Origin of the sequence: Vescimonas fastidiosa, from assembly GCF_018326305.1 — a bacterium.
In the GTDB taxonomy this organism is placed as follows: Bacteria; Bacillota; Clostridia; order Oscillospirales; family Oscillospiraceae; genus Vescimonas; species Vescimonas fastidiosa.
This window is the reverse complement of record NZ_AP023415.1, coordinates 242,868-255,249: the sequence shown is the minus strand read 5'-3', so window position 1 is coordinate 255,249 and position 12,382 is coordinate 242,868. Positions and strand designations below refer to the sequence as shown.

Annotated in this window: 11 protein-coding genes and 2 pseudogenes; all 13 read right to left on the bottom strand. The window is 52.9% G+C overall.

Features of this window, described 5'->3' with window-relative positions:
• Positions 1-54 precede the first annotated feature (54 nt).
• Complete coding sequence (locus tag KI236_RS01180) at positions 55-1,677, bottom strand: relaxase/mobilization nuclease domain-containing protein (protein ID WP_002569237.1); 1,623 nt, start codon at positions 1,675-1,677, stop codon at positions 55-57.
• The gene (locus tag KI236_RS01175) at positions 1,649-2,047 is read right to left on the bottom strand and encodes a plasmid mobilization protein (protein ID WP_002569238.1); all 399 of its coding nucleotides are present in this window, start codon (positions 2,045-2,047) and stop codon (positions 1,649-1,651) included. Before KI236_RS01175 ends, KI236_RS01180 begins: the two co-directional genes overlap by 29 nt.
• A gap of 624 nt (positions 2,048-2,671) precedes the next feature.
• Complete coding sequence (locus KI236_RS01170; RefSeq protein WP_003505336.1) at positions 2,672-2,875, bottom strand: helix-turn-helix domain-containing protein; 204 nt, start codon at positions 2,873-2,875, stop codon at positions 2,672-2,674.
• Entirely contained in the window at positions 2,865-3,011 is a 147-nt protein-coding gene (locus KI236_RS01165) for a hypothetical protein (RefSeq protein ID WP_434059933.1), read from the bottom strand. Before KI236_RS01165 ends, KI236_RS01170 begins: the two co-directional genes overlap by 11 nt.
• Positions 3,012-3,044: 33 nt before the next feature.
• Positions 3,045-4,265: a tetracycline efflux MFS transporter Tet(40) gene (gene tet(40), locus KI236_RS01160; RefSeq protein WP_212818619.1), complete on the bottom strand. Its 1,221-nt coding sequence runs from the start codon at positions 4,263-4,265 to the stop codon at positions 3,045-3,047.
• A 50-nt stretch (positions 4,266-4,315) separates the two neighbouring features.
• Positions 4,316-6,235 carry a tetracycline resistance ribosomal protection protein Tet(W) gene (tet(W), locus tag KI236_RS01155; protein ID WP_212818617.1) on the bottom strand — a complete coding sequence of 640 codons (1,920 nt, stop codon included), beginning with the start codon at positions 6,233-6,235 and terminating at the stop codon, positions 4,316-4,318.
• A 1,475-nt stretch (positions 6,236-7,710) separates the two neighbouring features.
• Positions 7,711-7,839 (bottom strand): annotated as a pseudogene (locus tag KI236_RS01150) (Maff2 family mobile element protein); the annotation flags it as partial.
• 93 nt (positions 7,840-7,932) lie between these two features.
• On the bottom strand, positions 7,933-9,441 hold the full coding sequence (locus KI236_RS01145; RefSeq protein WP_228738107.1) for a VirD4-like conjugal transfer protein, CD1115 family: 1,509 nt from the start codon (positions 9,439-9,441) through the stop codon (positions 7,933-7,935).
• Positions 9,336-9,677 (bottom strand): annotated as a pseudogene (locus tag KI236_RS01140) (PcfB family protein); the annotation flags it as partial. The gene KI236_RS01145 and the pseudogene KI236_RS01140, both read right to left, overlap by 106 nt.
• A gap of 118 nt (positions 9,678-9,795) precedes the next feature.
• Positions 9,796-10,143, bottom strand: coding sequence for a DUF7768 domain-containing protein (locus tag KI236_RS01135; RefSeq protein ID WP_120151307.1), 348 nt, complete (start codon positions 10,141-10,143; stop codon positions 9,796-9,798).
• 48 nt (positions 10,144-10,191) lie between these two features.
• Positions 10,192-11,028: a DUF6017 domain-containing protein gene (locus KI236_RS01130; protein ID WP_212818613.1), complete on the bottom strand. Its 837-nt coding sequence runs from the start codon at positions 11,026-11,028 to the stop codon at positions 10,192-10,194.
• Positions 11,029-11,055: 27 nt separating this feature from the next.
• Complete coding sequence (locus KI236_RS01125; protein ID WP_212818611.1) at positions 11,056-11,838, bottom strand: phosphoadenosine phosphosulfate reductase domain-containing protein; 783 nt, start codon at positions 11,836-11,838, stop codon at positions 11,056-11,058.
• Between the two features lie 34 nt (positions 11,839-11,872).
• Complete coding sequence (locus KI236_RS01120; protein ID WP_212818609.1) at positions 11,873-12,376, bottom strand: hypothetical protein; 504 nt, start codon at positions 12,374-12,376, stop codon at positions 11,873-11,875.
• Between the last annotated feature and the right edge of the window lie 6 nt (positions 12,377-12,382).

The window sequence follows — 12,382 nt, the reverse complement described above, 5'->3', positions numbered from 1 at the left end:
GTACGGGGCAGCCCCCTTGTTCTGTATAGGTTCGGGTACATTTTGGGGCGGTTTTTATCGTTCCTGTTCCTGCCTTTTCACAGGCTTGCGCTCCCGGTGTAAAATCTGGTCGATATTGCCCTTGACAGTCTGTAAGCGGCGGTATTCCTCCCGTTTTGCCCGGTAATCGTTGTAGCCGCTGTTTTTCTCTTGGATAAGGGTTTCAATCTCTGCTTGCAGGGCTTTATAGCTCGGCAGCTTGGAAATGCCGTTTTCCCTGAAATAGCGGGCGGCTGCGTCTGCTATGATAAAGTCGCTTTCGTACTTCTGACGGTAGGCTGCTTTTGCTTTGGCGTTTTTCTGCTGTTTCAGCCCGTCCCGGACAGGGCGGGTCTTGGAATAGGCAAGCACCTGCCGTTGCAGCTCCTTTTTCCCGTTCAGCGTCTTTTCCATCTGCTTCAGCTCTGTAAGGCTTTCCCGCATGGCGGTATAGGCGGCAGAACAGGCTTCGTCCAGTTCCTCCGGGGAAGAAAAGCCGTACTGCTGATAGGCGGTAACGGTAGCTGCCATTTGCTTTAGGTTGTGCTTTGCCGCCCAGCGGTCATAGCCCACGCCCTTGCCCTCGGCTCGCTTGGCTTCCCGGTCAACCATGCGCTGCAAGGTGTTGTCTGCCGGGGTGGTTTTTGTGGTTTTTTCCCCTTGTGACAGCTTTTTAACCGCGGCAGGGTATTCGAGTATGGCTTTGCTCTGTTCGGCGGCTCTGTGGGCGTTCTGCGTAAGCAGGACAAGGACAGCAGCCTTGTCAAAATCGTCCCCCAGCTTCCGGGCTGTGATAGGCTTTGTCCTGTCCGGCGTGAGGTAGGAAAGCCGCCCCCGGCTCTCCTTGACGGTCACACCCTCCCGCAGCAAAAGGGAAGAAAATTCGTCAAAGCTGCCAGCTTGGGAAAGTGCCTGCCGTATCGTCCGGCGCAGCTTCGCCTTGTCCGTTTCAAACTTGGTGGGCTTGGTCGGCTGTCCTGCGGCTTCTCTGACAGCGTTCTCTTTATCAAGGGCAAGCTGTCCTTTCTTTGCCGCCCAGTATTCCCGTTCGGTTATCCGTTCCTTGCTGCCGCTTAGGAGGTCGATTTGGTAAAGCCCCTCCCGGTGGCACATCTCCATGACTTCACTCTTGAAATATTCCATAGCGGCGTTGGTGCAGCGGTGCTTGCAGCCCTCCCGTGTGTCGGCTGGTCTGTCCATGTAGGGCAGAAGCGGGACTTCATAAATCCGCAGGGAGTTGATGACGATATGCACATGGATATTGCCGCTGTGGTTATGCCCGTCCGGGTGGGTGCAGACTAAGGCTTGGTGTCCGGGGAAATGCTCTTTACAGAACTGCTCGCCCAGCTCCTGCGCCCGGTCTACGGTCAAGCCGTTGTCTGTCCCGTCCCGTGGGTCAAAGCTGATGATATAGTGGTGGCTTTTCACATCTTCCCGTTTTTGGTTTTTCTCATAGCGGAGATTAGCCCGCATACAGGCAACAGCGAAATCCTCGCCCCCACAGTTGAGGGAAGAAATGCGGTAATCCTCCCTCGGTATCAGCCGCCCGTTTTCATCAAGGGTGGGCTTCATGGTAAACTCGTCATGCTCAAATGTGAGATAGGCTTCCGCTGCGCCATAGTCCGCATTTTTAGAGCTGATATGTTTGAATGTTGCCAACAGCGTCACCCACTTTCTGCAAGACTTCAAACTTTAGGGCAGCAAGGTCGGAAACCGCCGCCCGTACCTCCCCGGCAAGCTGCGGGTAGGGGCTGTGCCACTCGTTCAGCGTCCGGGCTATCTGGTTTAAGTTGCCGCCGATCCTGCCGTATTCGGCGGTCAGCTTCCCGACAGCGGCAAGCAACTCGTCATTGACGGGGGAAACGGTTATGATGGGGCGTATGGCTGCCCCGGTTATGGCTTGCCGGATAAACTCGGCTTGGCTCATGTTGTAAGCAGAAAGCCTTTCCGCAAACTCGGCGTATTCTTCCTCGGTCATGCGTGTCTTGACTACCCGGCTGCGGTGCGGCGTGTTATATCGTTTTCGCATGGTAAAACCTCCTTCGGCTGTGCGTGGTGTCCTCTCACTAATAGGAGAAAAACAGGGTGTAAAGCGGAACTGTTTTTGAAAAATCCGAAAAATTATTTTGAGGGATTTTCCAGCGGCGTAAGCCGCATAAGCAGGGTTTGGGGAAGGCACTCCCCAACAAGATTCCCGCAGGGGCAAAATGAGCGATAAGCGAATTTTGGTACTGCGGTAGAATCTTGCTCTGAAAAACTCCGGCGTTCCCCGGCTTCCGTACTTTCCGCTAACAAGACGTTTCAAAAGGGCTTTGCTACCCGCTATTCCGGCATATCTTGAAAATTTTCCTTTCACTACCTACAACACCACGCAAAGCAAAATGGACGGAGATTTTTAGAATTTCCCCTTATTCCCTACAACACCACGCAAGCCGAAAAAGGCGGACAATGGCAGTATTTTTTTCTTTGATACCCTCCACGGATAAGTAAGGGATTTTGCCAACTGCGGCGGCAATTTTCCCTTTTGTTTTTTCATACTGGGGATTTTCAAAAATGCCAAACAGGAACGAAAAAAAGCAGCAAATCTGTTGAATAGATTTACTGCTTTCTGGTTGCCGGCGAAGCGGCGGTTATTCAGTTGTAGGCGGTAGGGCTATCTCCCAAAGCGGAACTTGAAAATAGCTGTGAGAAGCGTCTGGGTGATGTAGTCCTCTGTATCTTGGTCTACCCGTCCATTCACACGGGCGGCACATTGTATGCGGCGGCGGTAATACTGCAATACAGTTCCCACCGCTTCCGGCTCCCCGCTGGTGGCTTGGACGATTGTTTCATAGGGGAGAAGCCTATTATTTCTCATATGCCATTCCCTCCATTTCCGCTTGGAGCTGCCGTAGGACTTTTCGGATATGGTAGCCCGCTGTGCTGCGGCTGCGCCCGTACTGTCTGCCAATTTCGTGCTGTGGAATACGCTTGAAAAAGGACAGGTAAATCATTTCCCGCTCGTCAGTAAACTTAACTATGCCATATCAATCCCGCTTCTTTCCCGCCACCGGCACTAAGAACAGCGCGGGCAACAGCAGGAAAGCGGTACAGACCAGCCCCCAGGGTATGGACACCTGCTGGGCTACCAGCCCCACAATAGGCCCGCCGATGATCTGCCCGAAAGAGTCCAGCTGTCCGCTGGTGGAAAAGACTGTGGCGCGCATTTTCTCATCCACTTGGTCGTTCATCCAGGCGGCCAGCACAGGCTCCTTGATGGTGCGCATAAGCCCCGCCAGCAGGAACACCAACAACATGAACCAAAAGCTCCGCCCCACCGCGAAGAGAACCAGGAACAGGATATACCCGGCGCTGGTGGACATGACCACACTGGTTCGGCTGACAGTCCCTTTTTTCTCCATGCGGGCGATGAGCAACTGAGAAGCCAGAATACCTAAGCCGTTGCCGATAAGACTGATAACACCGAACCAAGTGACGCTGTTCAGCGGCCCGATAACGGGTATTACCGTGTCATCCAGAAAATGAGCGGTGGAGAGCCGGTCAAAGCCTTCACTGGCAAGTCCCCCGCATAGTGTGATTGCTAAGAGCGCCAGCAACACAGGTGCGCCTTTCACAAAGCCCAGGTTGAGCTTGAACAGGCAGACAAAGTCTTTAAGCAAGCCCTGCCGTTCCTCAATAGCAGGGGAGAAGTTGGTTTCTGGCATGATGCGAACCATCACCAGCCCCAACAACAAGCACAAACTGCCCCCCAAGATGACAGGCATTTGCAGGTTTATGTTTCCCAGCAGTGTGCCCAGCACCACGCCCAGAACGCCGCCGATTTGCCCCATTTGACTGCCCCGCAGGAACACCTTGTCTATGGGTTTGTCCTCTTCCTCCGAGGCAATCCACGCCTCCAGAGCGCCGGTGATGAAGGTATCACCGCAACCCCAGACAACCTGGGCCAGCAGAACCGGCGCGAACCACGGTAGCGCACCCTCCATCAGAAAGCCCAGGCCGTAGAGGAACATTCCAATCAGCACCGAGCGCCGACGGCTATACAAATCCGCCACCACACCGGTGGGCATCTCGAACAGAAAGCAGGAGGTCTCCTGAACCGTCCCTACCAGGACAAGCTGGAAAGCATCCAGCTGCACCACCTCCAGGTGGTACACGATGGAAAGCACTGTGGACATAGAAACCGCCAGGGAAGAGACAAATCGGAACAGCAGGTAGACAGAATATGCCTTTGAATTTTTAGCAAACATGAAGTTACATTCTCCTTTCAAATCTCATTTTATATGACTTTTGCAAGCTGTTAAGCTAACTTGTGGAACATATGCCGAACCTTATCTATACGGCTATTCGGGCGGCGGGGCTGGATGACCGGCTGACCGACAGCGGCCTGATATCCTTTCAGCTCTGTAAGGCATACGCTCCGCCCGTTGGTGTAAAAGGCCAGATCAGTACGGTATGCCTGTATACAGCGGGCGGGAATCTCGCCAGTAAAGACAACTTCATCCTTTTTTACCTGGGCCGTTTCGATGGTGGCACAGTATTTCGGTGCATCATGATAAGCCCTGGAAAGGTATTCCTGGGGCGCATAGAGGATGAAGGAGAGATAAGGTTCCAGCAGCTGCGTCCCCGATTCCTTCAATGCCTGTTCCAATACAATCGGGGCCAATGAGCGGAAGTCCGCCGGCGTGCTGACCGGACTGTAATAAAGCCCGTATTCAAAGCAAATCTTACAGTCCGTTACGTTCCAGCCGAACAAGCCCTGCTCCAGCCCGTAACGGATACCATCCCTGACAGCGTTTTGAAAACTCTGGTTCAAGTATCCCAGCGAAACCCGGCTCTCGTATTGTACACCGGAGCCAAGCGAGAGTGGTGTAACAGACAGTCCTATGGATGCCCAAAACGGGTTGGGCGGCACCTCGATATGGATGGTGTGGCTGGCTGCTTTGAGCGGCCGCTCCATATAAATGACGGAGGGTTCCTTTACCACTGTTTCAAGCTTGTATTTTTCCGACAGCAAAGCGGAAACAACCTCCAACTGCACCCGGCCCAAAAAAGAAAGAATGATCTCATGGGTGATGGAATCCACTTCGCAACGCAAAAGCGGGTCAGTATCCGCAAGTTGCGTAAGAGCGTCCAGCAGCCGTTCTCTTTGCGCTGCCGTTTTCGGCGCAATCGTCGTCCGCAGCATGGGGAGGGGGTCCTCGCGCCACCTTTTACGAGGGAGCCGGGTTTGGTCCCCTAATACATCGTTTAACCTCACGCTGTCGCTGGGAAGGATAACAATTTCACCCTGATAAGCGGTGTCTGTCCGAACAATTTCCCCTTTGGATGGAATACGCATCTCTGTGATTTTCAGCTTTTCTCTCCCGGCCAGGGCCACCGTATCCCGCAGGCGCAGCGTTCCGCTGTATAGCCGTAGATAGACACGCCGCTGGCCGCAATCTGTATACTCCACCTTGAAAACGCTGCCGCATAGGGCGGCGCTCCCCTGTTCCCCAATCGGTTGGAACAGCCCTGTCACCGCATCCATCAACGGTTGAATGCCAAGGCCCTTTTTGGCGCTGCCATAATAGACCGGGAACAGGGAGGCGTCTTGAACCCGCCGCTGTTCCTCCCGCACAAGTTTTTCCCGGCTGATTGGTTCTCCTGCGATATACTTTTCCAATAATTTATCGTTATTTTCGATGACCGCATCCCATGCTTCTATGTCGGTATTTTCCTCCAGGACTATTTCCGGGGACAGCGACACCGTCTGCTTGATGATAATATCGGCGGAGAGCTTATCCCGAACAGACTGAACCACGCTCTGCAAATCAACGCCAGCCTGGTCGATCTTGTTGATAAAGATAACGGTGGGAATGTTCATTTTCCGCAGGGCATGGAACAGAATACGGGTCTGGGCCTGCACGCCATCTTTAGCGGAGATCACCAAGATGGCCCCATCTAAAACAGCCAAAGAGCGGTACACCTCCGCCAAAAAATCCATGTGGCCGGGCGTATCCACAATGTTGACTTTACATCTGTGCCACTGGAAGGAAGTGACTGCCGCTTGAATGGTAATCCCACGCTGCCGCTCCAAAAACATGGTGTCCGTCCTCGTTGTCCCTTTTTCGACGCTCCCCGGTTCTGAAATGGCTCCGCTGGCATATAGCAGGCTCTCCGTCAAGGTCGTCTTTCCAGCGTCTACATGGGCAAGAATTCCAATATTGATTATTTTCATGTGATTGTCCTCCCTTTACTGCCCCGAAGGGCATAAAAATCCCCAGCAGTAAAATACTTTTACCACTGGGGATGATAATTTGCGGACATACACATATACAGCATACACCTGTTTGTGAGTGCTGTTTTTGGGGATATGTCAAAATTGATAAGGCAAAAGTATTCTTAAATTGGGTACAAAAAACTAAGCCCCTACAAAAGGGACTATCATAATCCTTTGTTCCCACTATTTGATTATAGTTTTATTTAAGAATACCTTGCCGCATATTTTTTACTCCTTTTCTGGAATTGAATTATTATATCACATCAGTTTAATTATTATATCACATCAGTTTTAGGAAAACAAGTATCTAAAAGAAATTTTTCTTCCCCTTATATGTAACAATCATACCGGCTTCCTAACGTTCAGAATGGTTTCTACTGTCTGCTGCGGTGTTTGGTTGGAATTGTCCAGCCAAAAGCCGATCCGTGGTGTTGTCTGCATTTTACTAAATACAAATTCAATGTATACAGAAAGAAATATATAAGGAGTGGGAGGGATTCCGCCGTAGTCGGCATTGTAGGAAAATCCAAAAGTTTAGATTTTCTCAAAATGCTTATCTTTTGGTCTTTGGTTCGGAATAGTGTAGTGCTGGCGGTCTATCTATTGTTTTCGGTTGCTTGCTTCTTTACCGTACATGAGCATTAGCACCAGATAGCCATAGGTAAGCATTTGATATGATCTCCAGCTTTTCCCCGGCTCCACACCGTGCGTGCAGCTTTCACCGCACACGGCGTTCCATCGAATTTGGTCATACAGGGCTTGCGACACTTTGTGTGTGCTTCTTTTGCCAAATTCGACTTGTGGCCTTTCCTCCACCGTTTACTTTTTCACGGCTTCATAGGTACTACGCCACTACTTTCACTGAAACAAAGAATGGTTATTGCCTTCTCACGAAGGTATTCCCATCCACCATCTCGCAGCCTTGCAACAGGCTAAATGTTTTCAGCTTCCTGCGTTCCGATATTTCTATCATGGGCCGCATTTAGGTTCTTCCTCTAAGCCTGTATTCAATTCTTTACGAATCGTGCCGCCTGTAACGGCACATGGACTTTCATAACAACCATTTTTACTTGTCCACGAATACCTCCGTATAAGGAGTACCACCGTTTCGATGGTATCAACGTTTAGACTTGTACATTCAGAAGTTCGTCAGTATTTCCATACATACTAACCATGTGCGGCTGACACCCGGCATATAGGATGCGCTATCCACCTCTGGACAGCTTTCGATTTCAGCCTTGCAGCCAAAACTACGGCATCTCTCTGCCGACTTCACCGAGCTTCTGACAATCGGCGGTTGCGCACCTATGCCAGTCGGAGTATTAGTGTGGACGCTTCGGGGCGTTACCCCCTCATTTCATCCATCGAAATATCAGTTCTCCAAGGTTTTGGACTTCATTCGTCCTTCGACCTGTGCCTGACCTTTTCAGTCAGGAACGCATCGCACGGTTGTCGTTGCCGTAGCCCTCCAGCAGATTGATTGCGCCCCAAATGCCGAGGCCAGCGCCCAGCGCCACAACGAGGGTCTGAAGAACACCAACAGCAGAATTAAAGAAAGCCATAAATAGTACCTCCGAAAAATATGTTTTAGATTTTGGAGGGTACATTTCTTCCACGAAGTTTCATCGAGTCGTTGTCAAATTAGACTGCCGCCGTCAGGCGACAGGTTCACCGGAAAGGTCTGCCTGATACACCTCAACTGCATCATCCGGCTTGAGCTTGAGGCGATGGGACAGAAAACGCTCTATGTCAAAGGCGTATTTCTTGTCATAATCCGCTGTGTAGCGGTAGAGGGGATGCTTGGTGAGATCATATTTGTTGGACAGAAACGGGCGGACGCCGCGAAGCTGCAAGATGCACTTGCCGCCATCCAGCACGGCAAGCTCATCCACGCTCATCAGCTCCTTGCCCAATTTCTGATAGTTCAGCGAATGGGAAACCTCGCGGCCACGGCTCTCGCCGGTGTTATAGCTGTCGATGGTTTCCTTGCCCAGCGCCGCCGCCAGCTCTTTCAGCGTACCGGGTTCCTTTCCACCCAAGAAGATGGAGCAGTCCATGTTGCCGACAATCGTATCCGCGCTGTCTTTATACAGGGCTTTGAGCTGGCTCTGTGCCTGTAAGACAAGGCAGCAGGAGATTTCTCTGGAACGGATCGTCGCAACCAGCTTTTCAAGTCGCGGTATCTGGCCGATATTTGCGGCCTCGTCAATGAGGCAGCGGACATGAACCGGCAAGCGCCCGCCGTACACATCATCTGCCTTTTCACACAACAGGTTGAAAAGCTGGGTATAGCACATGGAAATGAGAAAGTTAAAGGTATCATCCGTATCGGACATGATGATGAACAGGGCGGTTTTCCGGTCGCCCAGCGTGTCCAGTTGCAGCTCGTCATAGGCCGTCAGCTCCCGAAGCTCCTGAATGTCAAAGGGCGCAAGCCGTGCGCCGCAGGAAATAAGTATGCTTTTCGCGGTCTTGCCGGCACTTAGCTTGAATTTGGCATATTGGCGGACGGCGAAGTGGTCTGGCTTGCGCTTTTTCAGCTCGTCGAACATCAAGTCCACCGGATTTTTGAAGTCCTCATCGTCCTCGCGCACCTCCATCGCATTGATAAATTCAATGAGCGTGGAGAAGTTCTGTTCCTCCATCGGCGCTTCATAGTGGATGTAGCCGATGAGGGCGGTATAGAGCAGCGTTTCCGCTTTCACCCAGAAATCGTCACCGGCTTTGCCCTCGCCCTTGGTGTTGGCGATCAGCGTCGTGACCAGCTTCAAAATGTCCTTTTCCGAGTGGATGTAGGCGAACGGGTTGTAGTGCATGGACTTCTTGAAGTTCAGGGAATTGAGAATCTTGATCTGATACCCGTTCTTTTGCAGCGCATGGCCGCAGGAAACCACGATGTCCCCTTTGGGATCGGTGACGACGAAGCTGGTGGGATAGGTTTTTGATGTGCATTGGAGCAGATTGGGCTTCAACCAAAAGCGGGTCTTGCCCGAACCGCTGCCGCCTGAATGAGCGACTTGAAGTGTTGCAGCTTTTCCAGCACCGAGGGGCGTTCCGCCTTCCTGACCTGTTTGGCAGTGTATTCCTTGAACGCGGCGGTCATGGCGTCGGCGTCCGGCGCTTTGAAGAACACCATGTACCGCTTTTCGCCCTTGACCTTGAATGGAGCGAAGTCAATGCCATACTTCCGGGCGATCCGGTTGAATGAGCCGATATTCTGATCGGTGACTTCAATGCTCTGCAATCCCTTATCCTTGGCGGCGAGCTGCTTGACGGTCATTTTTCCGTGGGGATTGGCCTTGCTGTACTGATGCTTCTGATGGTCGCTTTTTAGCTGCTCCAGCAGCTTGGCAACGGCCTTACGAAATTCCTGTTCACCCAGCTTCCCGCAGGAGATCATCAGGGATACGATTCTCTGTTCAACTTCTTCCTGCATGACTTATCACGCTCCTTTCCTTGGATTTGCAGGGAGAATGCCGGGACACTAAGGCGGTACCACCAGCCGGTGCAGAAGATGCTTATTCATTTCTGCGCCCCTGTCCCTTGACGGTCAGGATGCCGTCCAGCGTGGTGGCGGTGATCCGCAGACGCTCGGCCACGGCAATGTCGTTTTTCACGCTTTCGTCCACGGTGCTGCCGCAGACCACCAGCACATGGGCGCGGCGCAGATACTCCCGCGCCATGTCGATGCCGTCCTTATGCTCCTGCGGAATCTCATCGCGTAGGAACAGCGGCAGAAACAGCGTGGGGCAGACGGGCGAAAAGCCCGCGTCATAGACCGCCCTGCAATACTTGGCGGCATTTTCGGTGTTCTCAAACTCATTCTCGCTCCACGGAGCGGTGATGTAGGCAAGGGGGCGTTTCATCGGTATCAAATCCTTTCTCCCAAAATCGGGCATGAAAAAAAGCGGCCTTTAGGGGCCGCCGTGAAAATCGTGATTGACCAGCATGGCATAGTGGTTGTCGATGGTGGAAACGGAATTGAACAGCGCCGCCATGAGATAGGCTTTCGTGTTCCAAACGCGGGTAGTGTTCTCGCGGATACCGTCCATGACCTTTTCGATGTGCATGGAGGTAATCTTTTCAAAGCGCTGTTGCACGAAGCCGGTGGGATACTCCGCATCCCGCCCGATCTTGACCGTGGGGCTGCGGTTCATAGCAACCTCCAGCATAATCTCCACCAGCTCATCAAGCTGCATCCGGTCATACTGCTGACAGAGAATTTCGTATTCGATTTGCTCTCTGATCTCCGCTTTTTTCTCAAATCCGTCCGTCATTCCGTCCGCCGCAGGCAGAAAGAATGAATGAGTGCTTGATAGATCAGTATTTGATTTTTGAGTATTAGATTTCTTAGTATTTAATTGCGCGGGATTATCCGTATCCGGTGCCTCCGTATCCGGGTTATCCAGATACGGGTTTTCCGTATCTGGTAAAGTCGTATCCGGTGGAGAGGGCTTTCGGGGCTTCTCGAAGATGGTGTACTCCGTGTCGGAAATGCGTCCGTCCTTGCCGCGAAGCTGACGGCGGATGATGTAGCCCGCCAGCTCCAGCTCCTTGAGCGTTTTCCCGATGGCGTCCACGCCCTCCTTGCAGATCGTAGCCAGCCCCCGCGTGGTGTAATTCCACTCGTCGGGGAGGGAGAGCATCATGGAGAGCAGCCCCTTGGCTTTCAGGGAAAGATTGCTGTCTTTCAGGTGATGGTTGCACATCACCGTGTAATCCCGCGTCCGTTCAACGCGAAATACAGCCATATTGCTTCAATCCTTTCCGCAGAATGGTCAGGCTGTTTGACCGTCCTCCTTGGCAAATCGCTCGTCCAGCCGCTCCACGCTCCAGTTCTGCTTGAACTGTCTCAGCGGGCCGGGGCCGAACTGCGCCAGCGCACGGCGATCCAGCTCCAGCAGCTTTTCCCACAGCTCCGGGTGATGCTTTCGCAGCTTCCGCAGCTCGTCGATACGCTGGAATGGGCAGCACCAGCAGGACGCACGGTGGTATATCTCATACAGCCCGCTGAAGTCAAAGCCCCGGTCATAGCAAGCTTGGAGTGCCTGCGCCTCCGTGATGCCCCATTCCACGAGGGGATACCGCTCGTCCTTGCAGCGCCACGCTTCATCGGTGGCGATGCCGACGTAGTGGATCGCGCCCAGCTCGCCTTTGAGCCGGTTGACCTCCTTGGTGATGAGGTGCGTTTTGAGCTGCCCGGTACACCAGCGGACGCGGATTCCCGGCCAGCCGTTGCCGTGGGGCGGGATGCCCAGCTTTGCACGGTTTTCCAGACTGCGGGGCTTCTGCTTGGGTTCGTCGAACATCAGGTATTCAAAGCCCTTGGGATGCCGCAGCGTGGTGATATGGATGCCGCGCTCCCGGAAAAGATGCTCGTCCAGTTTGGCAAGGTGTTCATACATTTCCGGGAACTCCATGCCGGTGTCCGCTGACAGCACCATGTCGATGGGCATACCTCGTTCGATCATCAAAAGCAGCATGGCGGTACTGTCCTTGCCACCGGACAGGCTGACGGCGTGAAACTGCTTGCCGTTTGCGTTCTGAATGGTTTCCCGCATGGGGAAGCCGCTCCGTTTTCACTCCTTTCCCACATCACAGCTCATAGATGGGCTGCTCGTGTTCGTAGTAGGGATCGCACAGGGCGGCAAGCTCGGCCACCAAGCCCTCCAAATCCAGAGAAATCTCGCTGTCTGCCCAATCGCTGCCCTTGTAGACGCGATACTCGGTGACGTATTCGCCTTCTCCGGCGTTCACGCTAAATTTGGCAACGACGGCAAAGCCCATATCCTCCAGCAGCCACAGCTCCATCGACCGGGCGGCAAACACCGCGCCGATATAGCTGTCGCCTACGTCCTCATAGAGAAGCGTCGCACGCTGCTTGAACAGCTCCGCGCTGCGATAGTCCAAGCTCAGCGCATTCTTGCCGTCTGCGCGATAGGCATAGACCGTTTCGGCCTTGCTCCAAACGGCTTGCAGCAGGGCGTGATAGTCAATGTTTTCCAGAAACTCGTCGATCTCCGTTTCTGTGTAGCCGACCTCCGTACCCTTGCGGAACAGCGTGGTCAGCGCTTTTTCCAGCTCTGTTACTCTGCTCATGGTAAT